The sequence below is a fragment of the Shewanella sp. S1-49-MNA-CIBAN-0167 genome (assembly GCF_040310145.1).
GTDB lineage: Bacteria > Pseudomonadota > Gammaproteobacteria > Enterobacterales > Shewanellaceae > Shewanella > Shewanella psychromarinicola.
On record NZ_JBEOPO010000036.1, the window covers coordinates 1 to 17,708 of the forward strand.

At 41.1% G+C, this 17,708-nt stretch carries 16 protein-coding genes and 1 pseudogene; 7 read left to right on the forward strand and 10 right to left on the reverse strand.

Annotated elements, in window-relative coordinates:
- Nucleotides 1-552: 552 nt before the first annotated feature.
- Both AAEZ00_RS15925 and AAEZ00_RS15930 read right to left on the reverse strand, forming a co-directional pair.
- Nucleotides 553-930 (reverse strand): helix-turn-helix domain-containing protein, encoded by a 378-nt coding sequence (locus AAEZ00_RS15925; protein ID WP_124013267.1) that lies wholly within the window; start codon nucleotides 928-930, stop codon nucleotides 553-555.
- Nucleotides 927-2,276, reverse strand: coding sequence for a type II toxin-antitoxin system HipA family toxin (locus tag AAEZ00_RS15930; protein WP_351089047.1), 1,350 nt, complete (start codon nucleotides 2,274-2,276; stop codon nucleotides 927-929). Before AAEZ00_RS15930 ends, AAEZ00_RS15925 begins: the two co-directional genes overlap by 4 nt.
- A gap of 206 nt (nucleotides 2,277-2,482) precedes the next feature.
- On the opposite strand from AAEZ00_RS15930, the gene AAEZ00_RS15935 reads away from it, so the two are divergent.
- Nucleotides 2,483-2,629 carry a hypothetical protein gene (locus AAEZ00_RS15935; RefSeq protein ID WP_192115893.1) on the forward strand — a complete coding sequence of 49 codons (147 nt, stop codon included), beginning with the start codon at nucleotides 2,483-2,485 and terminating at the stop codon, nucleotides 2,627-2,629.
- Nucleotides 2,630-3,115: 486 nt separating this feature from the next.
- Here the strand turns inward: AAEZ00_RS15935 and AAEZ00_RS15940 are convergent, their stop codons facing one another.
- The 7 genes and pseudogenes from AAEZ00_RS15940 to AAEZ00_RS15970 all read right to left on the reverse strand — a co-directional run bounded on the left by AAEZ00_RS15940 (nucleotide 3,116) and on the right by AAEZ00_RS15970 (nucleotide 8,514).
- Entirely contained in the window at nucleotides 3,116-4,447 is a 1,332-nt protein-coding gene (locus AAEZ00_RS15940; RefSeq protein ID WP_351089049.1) for a hypothetical protein, read from the reverse strand.
- A 752-nt stretch (nucleotides 4,448-5,199) separates the two neighbouring features.
- A complete protein-coding gene (locus AAEZ00_RS15945; protein WP_124013264.1) occupies nucleotides 5,200-5,469 on the reverse strand; it encodes a Txe/YoeB family addiction module toxin in 270 nt (89 codons plus the stop codon).
- Nucleotides 5,462-5,716: a type II toxin-antitoxin system Phd/YefM family antitoxin gene (locus AAEZ00_RS15950; protein WP_124013263.1), complete on the reverse strand. Its 255-nt coding sequence runs from the start codon at nucleotides 5,714-5,716 to the stop codon at nucleotides 5,462-5,464. The genes AAEZ00_RS15945 and AAEZ00_RS15950 overlap by 8 nt, the downstream gene beginning before the upstream one ends.
- Before the next feature lie 103 nt (nucleotides 5,717-5,819).
- Entirely contained in the window at nucleotides 5,820-6,029 is a 210-nt protein-coding gene (locus AAEZ00_RS15955; protein ID WP_351078829.1) for a hypothetical protein, read from the reverse strand.
- 446 nt (nucleotides 6,030-6,475) lie between these two features.
- A pseudogene (locus tag AAEZ00_RS15960) lies at nucleotides 6,476-6,583 on the reverse strand (IS982 family transposase); the annotation flags it as partial.
- Nucleotides 6,584-6,922: 339 nt separating this feature from the next.
- Nucleotides 6,923-8,233 carry a type II toxin-antitoxin system HipA family toxin gene (locus AAEZ00_RS15965; RefSeq protein WP_351089051.1) on the reverse strand — a complete coding sequence of 437 codons (1,311 nt, stop codon included), beginning with the start codon at nucleotides 8,231-8,233 and terminating at the stop codon, nucleotides 6,923-6,925.
- The gene (locus AAEZ00_RS15970) at nucleotides 8,233-8,514 is read right to left on the reverse strand and encodes a helix-turn-helix domain-containing protein (protein ID WP_351078835.1); all 282 of its coding nucleotides are present in this window, start codon (nucleotides 8,512-8,514) and stop codon (nucleotides 8,233-8,235) included. Before AAEZ00_RS15970 ends, AAEZ00_RS15965 begins: the two co-directional genes overlap by 1 nt.
- Before the next feature lie 906 nt (nucleotides 8,515-9,420).
- On the opposite strand from AAEZ00_RS15970, the gene AAEZ00_RS15975 reads away from it, so the two are divergent.
- From AAEZ00_RS15975 to AAEZ00_RS15985, 3 genes are all read left to right on the forward strand, one after another.
- Nucleotides 9,421-9,711 (forward strand): helix-turn-helix domain-containing protein, encoded by a 291-nt coding sequence (locus tag AAEZ00_RS15975; protein ID WP_351089053.1) that lies wholly within the window; start codon nucleotides 9,421-9,423, stop codon nucleotides 9,709-9,711.
- 2 nt (nucleotides 9,712-9,713) lie between these two features.
- On the forward strand, nucleotides 9,714-11,042 hold the full coding sequence (locus AAEZ00_RS15980) for a HipA domain-containing protein (RefSeq protein ID WP_351089055.1): 1,329 nt from the start codon (nucleotides 9,714-9,716) through the stop codon (nucleotides 11,040-11,042).
- Between the two features lie 128 nt (nucleotides 11,043-11,170).
- A complete protein-coding gene (locus tag AAEZ00_RS15985) occupies nucleotides 11,171-11,440 on the forward strand; it encodes a hypothetical protein (RefSeq protein ID WP_351089057.1) in 270 nt (89 codons plus the stop codon).
- Between the two features lie 85 nt (nucleotides 11,441-11,525).
- Here the strand turns inward: AAEZ00_RS15985 and AAEZ00_RS15990 are convergent, their stop codons facing one another.
- Nucleotides 11,526-11,795: a hypothetical protein gene (locus AAEZ00_RS15990; protein ID WP_351089059.1), complete on the reverse strand. Its 270-nt coding sequence runs from the start codon at nucleotides 11,793-11,795 to the stop codon at nucleotides 11,526-11,528.
- 914 nt (nucleotides 11,796-12,709) lie between these two features.
- Here AAEZ00_RS15990 and AAEZ00_RS15995 point away from each other — a divergent pair.
- The 3 genes from AAEZ00_RS15995 to AAEZ00_RS16005 are packed head-to-tail and all read left to right on the forward strand — an operon-like array spanning nucleotide 12,710 to nucleotide 17,707.
- Complete coding sequence (locus tag AAEZ00_RS15995) at nucleotides 12,710-13,243, forward strand: hypothetical protein (RefSeq protein ID WP_192115886.1); 534 nt, start codon at nucleotides 12,710-12,712, stop codon at nucleotides 13,241-13,243.
- A complete protein-coding gene (locus tag AAEZ00_RS16000; protein WP_351089061.1) occupies nucleotides 13,240-14,862 on the forward strand; it encodes a site-specific integrase in 1,623 nt (540 codons plus the stop codon). The genes AAEZ00_RS15995 and AAEZ00_RS16000 overlap by 4 nt, the downstream gene beginning before the upstream one ends.
- Nucleotides 14,828-17,707, forward strand: coding sequence for a site-specific integrase (locus tag AAEZ00_RS16005; protein ID WP_351089063.1), 2,880 nt, complete (start codon nucleotides 14,828-14,830; stop codon nucleotides 17,705-17,707). The genes AAEZ00_RS16000 and AAEZ00_RS16005 overlap by 35 nt, the downstream gene beginning before the upstream one ends.
- The last annotated feature ends 1 nt before the right edge of the window (nucleotide 17,708 follow it).

Below are 17,708 nucleotides of genomic sequence, written 5' to 3' on the forward strand. Positions count from 1 at the left end.
AAGAAGTCTGAAACAGAAACAAGAAATGCAGCTTAAAATTTAAGTAAAGAGTGCCAACTACCTTGAAAAACACCGGGTGCAATAAAGACACTTACAGTTACCAGAGTTAGTTCAAGCTCTCTCAAGCCTAGAATAGCAGCCATTAGCAAGAGTAATTTATTTCTATGTTTTAGCTCAGTTGTTCGGCCAAAGTTTCGGCTAATCAGTGGATCATACAGTTCACCATTAACCAGTGGTCTAACATTCATAAACGCAAATATAGTTATTAACTTGCGTTTATACTGGGCTTTATTTATCTAAATGGCAACCGATAAAGCAGCAAGGCCGCATTATTAGCGGCCTTGGGATTAGGGATATAGGAAACGTTCGTCAGAAAAAAGCTCATTAAAGGGGGTTGGGTTTAAATATTTTATTTATTCGATTTCTCTCAGCGCTTTTTTTACTTCAGTTTCAGCGCTGTCTAACTCTCTTATCGCTTTACGAATATCATAATCATCTTCTACACCGGACTCCTACAAATCATCATTTCGATATACTTTTGCGCCAGAACTGTCAGTTGCGCTTTTTATAACCGATGATTTCACCCTGTAAAAACTTATCTCTGGGTAAGACTAATAACTCCAACCCAACCCCCCTAAGTGCTTTGCCTAACACTAAAGCGCTAGCTTTCGATTTATCTCCTTCAATCTCAGATAATGCCTTCCTTGTTATGCCAACCATTTTGGCATATTGCTCTTGATTAGCGAACAGCATTTCAGTACGCAATCTCTGTAAAGCCTTACCCGTCGTGATCTGACTGGTCATAAGCTCAATGCAAATACTTTTCATAAGCTCATCTTTGACAGAGCTCGGCAATTTTTGACGCTTTGCAGCAAGTGGTAGTCGGCCATGACGATTATCTTGGGCTAGCATTTTGGCCTTTTCTGTCATAGTAATTTCCAAGTTTTGAATTTCTTCTCTAAATGTTCATACCCCATACTTGGGGAAGAGAGAATAGATTGGGGAACACCTCGGTTTCCAAGCCTTTGCTTGAGATCAAGTAATTCTATTGCTGTCTGAGCCAATGCATCTAAAAGCGCTTTTGGTTCAATAAGATCAGCAAGACTATCGGCGATGTTAACAAAATCATATTGTCCACCTAATTCAAGTCCTCCTCCCCATACAAAAGTCCTTGATATCACTTCTGGATCGGCTTTCATGGGGGCAAAGTCATAAATAGGCGCCAGGGACACACAGTTGTTCTGCTTGATGAATGACGTATTACGACCGTGATTATCGGAATTACCAAAAGCAATATTAAGCAAGTCCCTGCGAACCCACTCGATAACAAACGCTGCGATTCCATTCTCTGCATCGAGAAACGTTGTTGTTTCACTGTTATCGTTTTTTAAAGTAAACACTTCTATTAAAGCGCGGATCACCTCGCCATGCTCCATCATAGTAGCAGGAGCAATATCTAACACAGAGTAAACTGACTCCATACCAAGCAGTTGCTGTTTATTGCCTATTGTTGCAACATCAAACCTCGGCAACCAAAGTGATGGACCTCGCTCGCTCTCTATCAAGCGCATTTCATCAGTGGGTATAGTATCGAAACCAAGTGCTTTAAGTTCGTGATAGAAGTGAAACTCAGCCCTTAAAATATCGTGGTCGATACTTGCGCTTCCTCTTGGAAATTTGACTAAGTATCGGGTGTCTAGATTGCTTGGATTATCCTGAAAGGTATCGATCCACACTCTGTCATCTGGATCACAACGAAGAAGTAATTTAGGCGCAGCACCACCTGCACCAGACGCACCGCCAGCAGCGGCTCCATTGGCCTGTGCGTATTCGATAAAGTCGACTTCAAGCCTACAAACATCGTCAACGCTAAACGTTACCGGTATTGGGTTAATCATCGTTTTAGGTACCGACTCCTTCACCCTGATATTGCCTATCGGTGCGATAGTACCTTGAGATAACAAGATAAAATTCCTGGTAAACTTATCTTCATCGAGCAAGCGCAGTGTTCGTAGCCAGTATTTACGACTTGAGCCTGAGGGAATAATGTCATCTAAAAAACGAAACCAGTTTTTATGATTTCGATAGGGCATGCTGTCGTTTGGCAAAGTAACGCTGGCTGCTGTTTCTGCAAAATCATTATAGTGTCCAAACACATGATCTATTTCATAGTCCAGCCGACAAAAGCTTGGCTCAAGGTGTTCAGCAAACTCGATAGTCGCAACATCATGCCACTCAAAAGCGTAGTTAATTTGAATCGTAATTGCTTTAGACATTATGTATCCATTTCGGTTCAATAATGAGTGTAAAACCAATTTATTGAAACAATATTAGCACATTAAATAGCTATTACATCATTTATTGACACGATTTCGACTCAAAAAATTAAAACCAGTTTGTGACTACAGAGCGCCTTAAGTCACCTAGATTCTGTCAAACAATCGCAAATGAACACCGTTTAGCCCGTTAAATAAGTGCATTTGTGGGCAGTAAAAAGCAAATAGCCACTGCTCGTTGTGTTGAGGCTAACATGGAACATGCTCAATCAATCGTCTTTATCGATCTTGAAAACGCTAGAGGTGAGGAGTCTCCCGAGCCAAAGCAACAGCCCGCGCAGCTCTCGTCGTAATAGAACGTCTTACCCCAAAAGGGAAATAACAAAAAACCTTAAAATCAATAGCTTAACAAAATATTTCGAGCCTATTTTACCGATATCCCAACCATCCTCTACCATTTGACTTTATTTGCTTTTTATCCGTACTCATACACCAGTGAGACTGAAAACCACTCAAACATCAGCCATTGAGACACATTTTTCTGAGGTTGTTGGATGAGACATTCACGTGGATGGCCTCAGCGTAAGTCAGATGGGATCTGTTTTATACTCTGGTAAGCCCATTTATCGATGACTGAAAGCCATGTGGCTTCGCAGAAAAAGGCTGACGTTCAGTCACGGCAATAGATTTTTGCTGCGACTTAACGTCAGGCCGAGTGGACATCAAAACCCAGTTGGACGGAGTGAGGCCATTACTCACTGTGACATCAATCCCTCGCATAGCGCTCAATGATTATGCACACACTACAATAAATGGTTTAATGCTTAGGCACTATGACGTTAATAAGTATATTCAACGTCATAGAAGCCTAAATTCATTACATCACTTCCTTTTGATAACGGACTGAGATCAGGATCAGCCATTCGACTTTGTTCAACCGCTAACCTTCGCCATTCATCCAACGTTTTTTTATCACCATAACTTGTCGCCAAAAATTGGATATACCGATCACCTAATACGTTAATACTCGCGTCCAGCGAGGGGGTGAAACTGAAGTTAGGTATGGTTCCCCTGATCCCACCATGCAACCGCCACACTACACCACCATCACCGTTTCTCCCACCGAGGACTATTTGACCAAAAGCAATGTCATCACTGGCATTAGAAAAATCATATTGATAAGGGGCTTGTTGGCTGCGTATTGTTTCATATAATGAATATGCCTCTTTAGAAAACGCGTTATTAACATCCAATACCATTTCGCTTGAAGCATTACCTTGCTGATCCAGCTTACGAATGGCCGAATTGGCAGAATAACCCACAGTGTCGTAAACATTAATTTGTTTAGTTATATTAGATGACACGTAATAATGTCCTCCAATAGTCGGATAAATAAAGATGGGCTCATTGGCGTAGTTATAGCTATCCCAGCCACCTGAAGAATAAGCATGTATATCATCTTCACTGCTATTTATCGGATCGTTAACCATGACTCCTTCATGAGTAAAATCATTGAGACTTAAGGTGTATTCATCCAGATTGGTTAAGTCAATCTGTCCAGCTTGACTCGATTGATGATCAGCTGCCACTAACTGAATATCTATGGGCCCTTGCACATCACACCATTCAAGAAAGTAATCTGCCGTATAGGGTGTTAAATATCCCTGTCCACCGTTGATATTAAGTTTGCTATCAGGGGAGGACTCAATCAAATTTTGAACAAAAAATGTGACATCCTTGCAACCACAATCAGGTGCATAGCTCAAATTAGTGAAATGAATGACACCTAAATCTCCCCCTTTCGTATCCATAATGGTATCAATACTCAACGTTCTAAAACCATAATTGCGGGTAAAATAATTCAGCGCAACCGTAGTGATATGTTTAGCATCACTCGGCCATGCAGTAGTTAACAGACCATTTGAGTCTGTTACATGCTCTGCAATCACGTCGCCTTGTGCATTATGAAAAAGAACTTCTACACCCGCTTTGGGCGATTGTACATTACATTTATTCGTCACAACGGTATTGAGCGTAAGTTGTGTATTGATTGGATTGTTTGATGGTTCACCCGAGTTGGTGGTTCCTGCATCATCGCCGCTGCCTCCACCACATCCTAATAATAGTATTGAGGTGAATGACGAAGTTAGCATCCATTTTGTCGTTCTCATATCTCTTCCTTAATATGATCGAGCTGAACAGTGAAAGGGAAAGCCCCATCAAAAAGTTCATGTTAAGTTTATAAAAATAGGAATAACACCGATTAAATACAGAGTGGCCACACCTTCGTGGAATACAATTTAAGACTCCCTGTTTGGCGAATAATATAACTGATACTAATCGTTCACCCAAACGATTTGTTGTCAATTTGATTTCTATTTGTTAAATTCTCGTGCAGCTTGCTTCATCGTCCAGCGACTCCCGCCGATCAGTCGTATCAATTAAACCACATCACAGGTGAGGTTTAGCGGATACACACTGTCATTAAGCATAAACTGCAATGGCACTGATACTCACCTCTTCTTTATTAACCAGACAAACTGGAGTTTAACACTAGGTTGGGGCGTACCATTTGATTAATGATTACGGGCAATAAAGCGTCGGGTAAGCTTCAGGAAAGGCCGCTCCCCACAGAATTATGGTTTTCTGGTATTTTTACATTGGTCCTCTTGTATTCCATAACCAGAACAGGGTTTCCTCTGCGAACTAACTGTCATAACCGCTTCTTTCTTGTATTTAACCTGATACATAAAGGTTTAATAGATAAGAAATGTTAGATCACGCTGCTTTTTAACGATAATGCTACCATCCACTAAACTCGCTTTAGTATAGAGTAAGACTCTGTCAAAAAAGGTCGATTTTATCATGACGATAAAACCTACCGCTATCAACGTTATTTAGTTGCTTAGCGATGAAGCTAATTTTAGTAGTGGTAACGACACGAAATTAGCGTGATAGCGTGATCATCAACAGCATAAACAAGCCTATTTGTGTCATCAATACGACGCGACCAAAAGCCAGATAAGTTTTCCTTTAGTGGCTCTGGTTTACCTATGCCCTCAAATGGCGAACGTTTAACATCATTGATCAGCTTATTAATTCGCTTTAGTGTTTTCTTGTCTTGAGTTTGCCAGTACAAATAGTCATTCCAAGCATCGTCAGTCCAGGAAAGTAAACGCATGCGACTACTCATCAATTAACTCTCGTGCTGTTGTTTTACCAGCACGATACTGCGCTATGGAACGATTTAAATGCTCGGCATTTTCAGGCGAGCGAAGTAAATGAACTGTCTCCATAAGACTATTGTAATAGTCTAGAGACATAACCACTGCATCTTCCGAGTCACGGCGAGTTATTACGGTTGTGTCAGCATCATTAACGACACCGTCTAAAACGGCTTTGAGACTGTTTCTAGCTTCAGTAAAAGATACGATCTTCATATGAACCTCCACATGTACATTTAATTGCACAAGTATAGCCTTATACGTTTAAGTTGTACAGCTAATTGGACATGTGATATTGATAAGGCAACTAACGTTTTAGTCATTTATGCATTGCACTGTTTGCATCAGGCAAAAAATCATAGTTTATTTGAAGCGGTTGTGGTTCTTTCGTATAGGCTGGAATGTTTACCACTTCTACTTTAATCTTCTGTTTTGGTTGATATTTTCTCCCTGGTGAAGTACAAACAGCGTTTCTATATGTTGCAAAGCGACTTATCGATAACGTTTGCTCTATTGCTTCATGTGGCATTGAAAGTCCTAAGATCGATTAATATTGTCGATACCGTCAGTTTTGTACTAATATGACTCTGAGCGCTTTGGATATTCCTGCTTCGGCAGCCCACCAAAGACATAATAAGATAAAGATAAAGATTAAGCCTACGACTTCTGTTGTGGGTTTTTTCGTTTAAAGGGATCCAGCACCAGCTTTTCTGGCAACATGGCTTTGGCCGCTAAATGCGATAATTCATCCAAAGTAAACTCACTGAATTTTTTACTCCGACTAACCTTTAACGCAGACAGACATTCGATCGGCTTAGTTTACTCAACATTGGGTTGCAAATAACCATTATAAGTTTGTTGCGTAAGTTTACTAAAGGGTGATTTTTAATGCCTATCGTATTAAAATACTTATCAAAGTAAACTCGCTGATTTACACGAAACCAATATTCAGACGTTAAGTCACCTCAGATCGATTTAAGCCATAACAGAAATCGCATTGAAATCGACATCAGAGATATTACATTGTGGCTTACTTTCTTTGAGTGGATAGGCGATTAAACCGCCAACCACATTCAACAAAAACAACTAAACGATTGATTTAAAACTACTTTGCGCGAATAGGTTGGGCCTATTTTACCGAGAGACCAACCAAAAACTAATTCACTGATTTAAATCAACTTTTTACCATCACTCATACACCGGTGAGACTAAAAACCGCCAAAACATCAGCCATTGAGACGCCATTATCTGAGGCTGTAGGATGAGGCATCTCACGTGGATGGCTTAAGCGTAAGTCAGATGGGAGCTGTTTTGTGCTCTGATAAGCACTCTGGTGGGGTTTATTAGGCAGGCAAATGAAGCACCTATTATGTATGAGTATGTATGAGTGTTATTTAAGCGAGACCAACAAGAAGCCAATTGCTAGTTAAGTAGTCGTCTAGATCTATCCTTTAAGCCATCAATAATCGTATCTCTTATATGCACTGGAAAATCTTGAGGTAACTGAGAGTTAACTTTAGTGATGACTGAGTCAACTGAATTGGCTATCTCATTCATGATGTCCGCCATAGTTGCAGGATCAAAACCTACGGCTTTTGCGGTTTGAATAAAGTGCCTTGGGAAGATCTGTGCTATTTGGTACTTCTTACCTCTTGTCGCTTTGAGGCCCATAGCCAGCTTTGCATCGCAAATATTTACCCCTTTACCGCCGAGCACAGGATACAAAGATAAAATATCGTAAAAAGAGGTTAGTCGATATCCGCCACCCGCCTCAATAAAAAGTGAGAAATTTTTAGCGTGACCGTCGGTTGCCGCTAATAGCCAAAACAACACCTGAGACTTCATGAAGTTAACTCGATCTTGCTCTGAATTGGTGGAGCCTAATAGAGATGACATAATCTGCTCAATATCGGGGCCGCCGTGGCTTTCATATTTTCTCGCTAGCGGAATATTTAATGCTTGGCAAAAGTCCTCTTGGGGCAAACGCATAATCCATTTACCATCAGATGAGAGCCTACGGTCAAAGCGTTCCACAGCAAGCGCCTTAACATCACCCACCTCAATGACCGAGCATTGCGGTACATCTAAGCCAAACTCCCTCACAATCATCATACATAAGTATTCGTTTTCAACGCTGTCAGACATATCAAGAGTATGTGAATGACTCGGTATCGAACCTATGGGCAGCTTAATGATGTGTGTTGTCGGGGTTGCTTTAATAGGAAGCCGCCACTGTCCATCTAGATTAAGTAAGGCGGTTTTTTCTTGGGCACCTGCAATCGATATTCGAAAGTCATCTTCATCGGTTAACATGCCTAATGGAATATCCGACTGATAACCCTTTAACACTCTTTCCAATTCTTTATCTGATAAGGGTTTAGACTCAATCTTTTTGATATCAAACGGCTGTTGATCATGTGGTACAAGTTGCAATGCACCGACACTGTCTTGGCCGACTTTAGCCAATAAATCGAACGCTTGGGTCGATTTAGCATTGTGGCGAGCAACAATTCTGTTTCTCACCTCTATATTATCTGGGAGTAGATTATCGAAGAAATTGTAAACCTCATCACCTTTATACGCTTGCTTACGCAGTGGCATAGACAAAGAGATGGGACGACTACTGGAGGTATCTAACCATTGCTGTTCATACTTAAACAGATGGGAGCCTGTGGTCGATTTAGTTAACTCTCCGACTAGGTAACCATTCATATAAACATCAAGGATAGCCATTACCACTCCTCCTTCCATTCTTGCTCAGTCGGTATAGCGTTATCATCTACAAGCTCACACCCTAACTCTGGATTTCTAACGTTAATATCTAGCTCAAGGTTTAATGCCGATAATATCTTAAACAGTGTTTCTATTTTAGTAGAGTCAGGGTTCTGCTCAAAGCTAGAAACCGTATCCTGACGAATGCCGACCTTACTAGCCGCCTTACTTTGCGATAGCTTCATATTTAGCCGCGCATCTTTAAGATACGCGCTAAGCTGCTTTGAGTTCGTCACCTTCATAATCACTTTACCTATATAAACAGTTCCAATAACACTTTACACGCTATAGCAGGTAAATCGAGTTTTACACGCTATAACCGTTAAAATACTATTTACACGCTACAGCCGTTAAATATGTGATGACATACTAACGCGTGTTGCCATAAAAGAGACTGACCAAAAAATATGAATGAAAAAAATGAAATACCAAGGGGGAGTTTGCCCATAAGAATATCAGCTTACAGACCAATCAAAGTGGTACTAAAGTGGTGACTAAATGTATTTTACACAAACAAAGGCACAAGTAACATACTGAATTAAAAATACAATTAAAACTCGCACCACATTCAGAATCAGAGTATAGAGCAGAAATTACTAACCTTTACAAAGGGTTACAAGCCTTCACTTACCGTCATGTAACTATCAAACAGGGTCATGACGGTAACTCCAAACCTTCTAGAACCTTTATTAAACGTCAGTTCCCTTCAATTTTAAAAATCGAAATACAAGTCATTTGGCGAGTCCCAACAAATAGTGACATCCAAAATAGTGACTAAACAAATTAAAGGAGAAAAATTGGAGGTAATAACACATAGCGGTAGTTGTTACATTATTGAGCATAATCCAAATCTTTTCGAATTAACACTCGCTGAATTTGCAGTGATTAGAACAGGAGCGTACTCGCCCCAGCGTATAATTGAGATGAGAGACATATTAAAGCAACTCAACAAAAATCAACATTGAAATAGATTGCCGCTGTGATGATTGTTTGTTAACTAGTCAAATAATCACCACTATCGGTTATTTATTAATGATACATTTCACGAGAGTAATATAATCACCTTTATCGGTGAATATATTTAAAAGTTACTGGAATCGGTCTATAATCACTGAAATCGGTGATTAATTTTTAGTAAGGTTCGATTGATGGCTAAGAAAGTAACAGCTTCGAAAATGCCTAGCTCTGCATTCATAGATAATGCAGAAGTTCTGGGCCAACTCATCAAAGCAAAAAGAACGGAACTCGGCCTAAAATTAGCAGACTGTGCCGCGCTATGCGAAATTGGTATTAATACTTTATCACGTATTGAAAACGGAAATTCAAACTGCACTTTATCAGCGGTATTTTCTATTTTAAACGGATTAGGTATTAAGCTAACCTCTAAAGAATTAACCCCTTTAGAAAAGATATCATCACCTCACGATGACTGGGTTTAGATATGACAAAAGCTTACACATACAGGCTAGGCATCAAATACGCTGATCAAGTGATTGGAAATTTATCTTTAGATAACACTACCAACTTATTAAAACTTAGTTATTCACCGCAGTGGCAAAACGAAGGTTTTGCTATCTCACCCCATTTATCACTGGATAATCAACACTCACCAGAAGTCGCTTACAACTTTCTAGATAATGCCTTGCCTGAAGGTGAAGCAAGAAAGCTATTGGCTGAAAATCTGGGTATTTCAGAGAAAAATGTTTATTCACAAGTCCGTGCCATTGGAAATGACTTAGCAGGCGCTGTGACATTTTTACCGTCATTAGAAGAAGAACACAACCAGCCGTCTTTTAGAATACTTGAAGAAGAAGAGTTAATTACAAGACTCGACAATAAAGAAGAATTTGGCCTACTCATATGGGACGATAAGCCACGTCTCAGCGTGGCCGGAGTTCAAGATAAATTAAATGTTTTTATTGATGAGAAAGGCACTATTGGCTTTGGTGATGGCTCACTCTGTTCTACCCATATTTTAAAATTTGAAAAGAGAAACTGTCCTAATCTCGTCTTGAACGAATTCTTTTGTATGAAGCTCTCTAGTGCAGTTGGATTGCCAACTGCTGATGTTGAGTATAGACATTTTGGACCGCACCCATCGCTCATCGTAAAACGATTTGACCGCAAATATGTTGCCAACTCCAACAAAGTAATGAGACGTCATGTTATCGATGGCTGCCAAGCATTGAATTTACCAAGAGACTACAAATATGAGCGAAACTTGGGTGACGGAAGAGATGTTCAACATATTCGAGATGGAGCTAGCTTAGTAAAGCTATTTGAATTCACTGAACATATGTCTTCGCCAATTGAAAGTAAGCAATGGCTTATAAACTGGCAACTGTTTAATTTAATGATCAGCAACTACGACAGTCACGGCAAGAACGTTTCACTATTCTTTGATAGAAATAACGCACGATTCACTCCAGCTTATGATCTCGTCAATATCGCTTTGTTCCCTCAATTTAAACACATGTTGGCGATGGCTATGGGAGATGAGTTTGACCCCAATGATATTCACGCGTATCAACTGGCTGATTTCGCAGAAACATGTGGTATCGATAAGAAACTGTTATCTAGGTTATTGACTGAATTGGCAAATAAAGTGATAAAACAACTATCTACTGAATCGTTGATTGAAAGTCTGAAAACTCAATCTCATTTTTCTGCTAATGATATAAAGTATTTTCAGCAACTGAGTGACAACATACTTACAAGAACCGAGTATTTAAAAGCTCAAGCAGTTGAAATACCTTATATTGAAGTATAGAGACGTCCACTTAGTGGGATCGTGTTTTTACGATTTACTCAGTCCAATTAGTGGAATAGGTTTTTTTAGGGGGGATTACCAACGAACGTAGCCAACACTGCTGCGGATCCAATTAGGAAGGATATAACATGCAATTTATGATGCGACTCGCACCTATTACCTTTCCAATAGCCATTCTGGCAGGCCTTGGTTGGTGTATTGGCATTGCCTTACTCGAACAGCCACATGGCTTAGGCTATGCAATTACCCGATATTGCATGATGATATTTGTGGTACTCGCCCCTGGGCTTACGCTAAAGCTCACGTTCTTCGTGATTGTCAGCCTAGGACGCAAACAGAGGCTAATCGCGCTTGCACGCCCAACGTGTAGCCTGAGTTATGAAGAATCACTTTATTAGTTCAGAGTATTGGCCTTTTTCGATGGTAAACGCAGCCGTATGCCAAAAAAGCCAATCAGGAGAAACTAGCCTACCCACCATTTGCTCACTTACTGTGGGTAATTGGGACAATGGGGCAAAGCTTTATATCGCAAGCTTTAGAGGATAAATAGATGAAGCTCTCGAGCCCAATAATTTGCAGAGCCACAGCTTCCATGCCAATGACTGCCGTTGTCGGTACACGCTTAACAATGGCCTTCATCCAGTTAGTACGATTATATTTTCCTTGCCAGATAATATCTTCACTTTCATTAACAGCATGAATGTGGAAAACGTTCTTGGCTAAATCGACACCGACTCTTATCGTGTTTTTCATAAAAACCTCACTGGTTATAAAAAAGACTCCTGCTGCTAGTTTACTCTATTGTCAGCATATGGGACGAATGGGTGAGGTTGTGTCCATTCCATTGCTTACCGATCAACCATATCATCCATATCAGCCATATCAGCCATATCAGCCATATCATCCACAGTATTTAAAAGGTCAAGAAGTTAACATTATTCAACAACAGCCTAAGTAAGAAACTAATTAATAGTCTGCAATTACCATAGGCCTGTCAAAGACTCCCAAGCAAACTGGTGCACAAGATCGACAAACAAAAACAAAAAAGGTCGAGACCTTGATTTTATGTTGTGCAGTGAATTGTTGTTTGTCGTCAAATCGACTTTAACGCAGCTCTAGCGGATCTTGCGAATAATCATGCCTCGACTAGAAATACCGTAATCAATTATTCGTATTGAAAAATTTGTGCTTTTGCACGGTGCAATCCACGATTGCTAATGTTAAAAAATACTATGATGGAACCGCTTTTTCCACAATGTGATCAGGTAATTTTCGTTGTATTAGACTTTTAAAATCAACAAGGTGTAATGCCATTTCATTCAGAGATGCCAATAATTGGTTCGGGGGATACTATCAATTGACTCTCCACGACAAGCTCAATGACAATCTATAAGTGCATCCACATCAATTTAAATTCATCATCCCAATCAATTTATCTTTCGCCAAAATATGAATCAAAATCACCTAAATCGTTTATTACACAATAAAAAACAACATTTTTGTTGTGTAATATCATGAATAGTAAAGGATTTATTAATAAATATAAATAGTATATCTATTGTAATTACCAATAATTACTGTACAAATAGACAGTAAATAAGAGACGTGAAAAATTAATTTCGGTAAGCGTCATCTATATGCGCATGAAGAATAAAAATATGATAAATATGAAAACAAAACAGCGCTTAATTAACAGTTTTACCCTTGAGTACCATCCTTTGGTCGCAAGTTTACTCCGCGAGGAGATAACGGTGCCGTCCCCCGCCGGCGTGATTGACCATCTTCATGAGCATGAAATACATATCTTGCTGAAAACAATAACTCTGTATGTCATATCTGTAACTCATGAGCATTTTCTACTTTTAACGCCCGAACCATTGTTTGCTCTACTGAGACAACATCCCTGTGCTCAATCACAAAAAGTGAGCTTATGTGAATACCAACATTCAGCAGATAACATCGAGCAAACAATCACGACATTAATGTTCACCCTTCCAGCATTGCAAAACAGCTATCAATCTTCACACCTAAAAACGCTGGCTTCTAGACTCAATAATGCTAAGTCAACCCATTCGATATCAGCCAATACTCTGCCAAAGAAAAGCCGCTTAGCACTATTTGCAGGGGTATCGCCATCTGCAATACGGTTAGACAACAAGAAGCTAGCCCGCAATGACGATAAGAGCAAAGGCAAAGCATGAGTAAACTAAGTGCTATCAAACGTAAAGCACGTCAACGAAATAGCGGTGGCGTCTTCCCTGAGTCGATGAGCGTAGCGTTAACATTACTTACCGCTCTGCATCGATTAAAATCGCAAAGACACCCTAGCGTTAACAAAAAGATCAGCCCTTACGATCGACATTTGTTTTATTTTGTCTATCTTTGGCTCACTGGCGAACTTGTGGACTGCAAAACTATTGACGATATCCCCACGATAGACATTCTCACTGGCAGTGAACCATGCAGAGCCAATGCACTACGGCGAGTGCGTATGAATAATATTTCATGGGTCGAGTATGCATTGGCACACGACACACAACATGGCATTAAATGGCAGTGGCAGCCGTTACCGAACGGGCTCAATGCTTACTTTAGCCATGCCTTAACCCAGTCTATCGAGCATTGGGATCTATCCGTTCATGAAAAAGAGGCTTTTATTGATTGGGTAACGACAAAATGGCGAACCCCACCCTCATTATCAGGCCGATACCGCATGCGCCGTGATGGACTTTTTGGTTACTTCAAAACGTTAGCCAATCTTGATAGTAGCCTATCGACACTCAGTAAACGAACATTGCTCGGTGAAGCAGGATTGCATCATCATTCTGCCAGTGCCTATCAATCCCAAGACAGCGATCAGCTACGTTACGAGATCTTTCACGCACAAACTCGATATCTCGATAGACTTCGTCAAGTACTGATGGATCCGAAGCTCGAACCGATGCTCAATATACCGCTTCCTATTACCGCCAATGAGCGTTCGCTGCTACATAAAAATGATCCGCTACCCGAGCATTTACTCGTTGCAGGCCGCATTGCAGAGTTTCACCTCGATCTCACTGAAGCAACCAAAACCTATGTCAAAATGCCAGCACTTGCTATTGGTTCACAGCGGATGTTGGAGGTGGATAAAGTAAGGCATTTTTTCCGTTATTTACATCAGCAAGGGCGACAGATAACACACCCGCAGTACACCACGAGCGCCTTACGCGAGTTAGTCAATTTTCGCGCAAACGAACTTGCATTACTGTTCATCGTATTAACAGGTGCTCGCCCGACGCATGCGATTACGCTTGAACAGGCTTACTGCTTTAACTTTCAATACGCTATTGTTAGCGACAAGGGACGCTGGCGCAGTATTATGCTCCCAGATTATCTGCAGCAAGCAATCCAGCGATTTGAGTTGCTCAAACAGCAACTTAATCAATTTTTCCCAAAGTTTACCCCCTCACCAATGGTGTGGTTTGAGATCAATGAAATGGGTGAGCAGTTGCCGCTCACAGCAAGAACACTGCGTCACTTTATGATGCTGAATTGGTCTCAATGTTTCCAAAACGATCGTGTGGTGCCTTACCAACTTCGCCATTTTTTTGCTCAGCATGCGAGAGCGGCACTCGATCCAGTTTTATCCACTCAAGATGTTGATCAACTAATGGGACACTCCTCCTTCGGTGAGCACCTTGGCAGTGATATGCATTTCCCCGCATCACAAAGAAAACTCAAAAAACACCTTAACGGCATCAGTGATTTTTTACAGCTAGCGCCAATCATGGAGGAGTCGAGATATGTTCAATTACAGTACATTACAGCGCTACTATGATGACTTGGGGCTAGTGATAGAAAAACGCAGCGATATCGATTGGGTATGTCTACAGATTGAGCAACACGCCAGCCAACGTCAACTCAATGAAGTCAGTCTCAAGCAAATAAATAATGCCATAAGCGACATTCCAACTGGGCGACAACGTCGGCTCAAACGAGCAAAAGCTCAAGTCTTACAATTTCTTTATGAAGTCTGTGATTGGGTGCTGCCTCTAAAAGAAGAGGCGCGGTGTCAAGATCGTGCACTCGAGTGGATGCGTGAAATACAAATCTTCAACGACGATGCTGGCAGAGTACTACGAGGCTACTCTCAGCAACGCCAGCGCTTTCTCGCCGCCCCCAAAAGTAGATCTCAGAGTGAATTAGCTTGGTTACTGGTCGTGCTCTACATAGAAGTAGCGCCCCTGCCATTAAATTACTGGCAAGCGGTGCTCTGTAGTACTGATCCAATCACATTTTTTGAAGGTCAATATACCCTAAAGGTGCCACACCCAACGCCTATCGCGGCATTTGCTAACAACACTCAGCCTAGTTTTACCCGGTTACCACTGCCACTGTTTGCTTATCGGCTATTACAACAATATATGCTACAGCAAACTCAGGAACCAACAAAAAGTGCCCTTTTAAAAGCATTAAATAGTGCATTATCTGCGCAGCCTTATTATCTTGCTCCGCGCTCAGAAGCGAAGTGGCAACGAACGTTTCAGTCATTGTGGCACCATCATTATCAAGTACCTGCCGAACTGTTGCGCGATATTTCAGATCCTCTACGCCATGTTGCGACGTTACCTCAACATTTCAGCCCAACGTTGCCACTCGCAATCAAAAAATCACTCTACCAACCTATCGTATTTCAGCGACAAGAAAACCAAGATGCCATTCATTCAAAGTCGGGGAAGCCTCATTGGCCACACAAAGAATTAATCAAATCTTACCGCCGTAAAAAAAACGCATCCGCAGTAATCCCATTAGTGCCCAGTTGGACTCAAGATAACATCTTGCCTAAGCTTCTGTTTCATTTCTGCGAGTCGTTATTTATTGAGGGCGGAGTTAAACGTGACAACCTACCAGCAGACACAGTCGACCGCTACAGCAACTTTTACAAAAACCTTGCTCCGTTAACGTATCAAGCGGCTTGCGAGCCCGATAAATTAGCACTATGGGCGCAGCAAGCATTTGAAACCCTTAATGACAAAGACTCTCAGGCCTGGCATTTCTACCAGTTTTTACGCAGTGTGTCCCAACAGCCATTGACCGATCACCTTGATTTGAGTCAATTTGAAAAGCCTAGTTTACCTGCTCGAGTTGATCCCTTTCGGCTGAGTGTTGCTCAGTTACACCTAGTTATCGAGCACTTACTATCTTCATCAAATGGCCACGCTCTGCAACGACTGTTTGCCAGTGTCGCAGCCTTATTTGGCTTCTATGGTGCGTTACGTCGTGGCGAGGTATTACGCCTTCGTGTGGGGGATATTCGTCAAGCCTTCAATCAGAATAACCATTTTCAGCTCACCATCACAAAAACTGCTGAAGGCCGAACTAAAAATCGACAAACTCGCCATGTGTATATTGTCATGCCTGAAGTGGCAGCCAAACTTGTACGTATTGTCATTAAAATCCATGCAGAGAGTGATCACGCACAACCGCTATTGGCATTATGTGGTGAATCCATTGCGTCACGCGCAAGCCATTATTTATACCCGGTAACACAAGTGCTTAAAGGGTTGTTTGGCCAACAGGTACGCTTCCATCATTTACGTCACTCAGGTATTGAACTCACCTATCTGCAAGGATTGCATTTAGCCTATGAACGAGAAGATAACCATTTGGCCTGTTTGCTCGATGATAGAGCGATGCAAACAATGCTGACTAAACAGAACTGCTTAGCACGCTTTAGTTTTTGGCTAGAGGGGCGTGATTTTAGCGAGATAAACGACTGCTTGCTTTTTGATGTGATTAGCGCCCAATTTGGCCATGCCCACTATGCAACCACACGGCGTCATTATTTACATGGACTTGAGCGGATCATTCCACTATTTAAGCCACACAAATGTCACTACAGTCGTGATGAATTACGCTTCATTTTAGATATGCCAACCGGTTCAAATGATATATCCAGGGTGCTTGCTGAACTTAGTCCTCAATACGCCTCATTGCCTGAACAAGCTAAAAAATGTTACCGCCCCTACTATAGCGAAGCGCAACTGCTAAAAAGAATCGTCCCAAAACAGCCAGCATCCATGCTTAAACAGCAATGGGATGACAATGAATGGTTAAAAATTTGGACTGCTAACGCACCAAGACAATGGCACAACGGGCAAGTATTTCATCTTATAAATGGTCAAGCAATGCGCAAGTTAACAACTGGAGAGCTTACAATGAGGTCCCTGAGCCAAGCGTGGATGCTGTTGGGGCAACACCAAGGGTTAGTGTTGGATAAAAAGCAATGTACCGCGATGAAGCACTTAGGCGGAGCAACGATTGCTGAAGCGTTCATAAGTGAACACTTAGCAAGACCGGATGAGCCAGGCAAGCTAGATATTGTATTTAATTGCCCCTGCAACCAACGAACACTTAAAGCATTTCAGAGCTTATGTCATCAAGGGTTTCTCAAATCATTCAATGCAAAATTGACTTTAGTGCAAAATCGAAAAAGCCTTAACAGTCATAAGCTTGAATTGATCAAAAGCCACTTTGCTCGCAAGCAAGACACAGTGTTGCATAACGTTATACCAGTTGGTGACACCAGTCTTAACATCATATTGCACACACCATTTTCAGCAATAATATTCAAACGCCCACTAGCGCAGTATTTTGCTGATCTATTAACTATCACGACTTAAA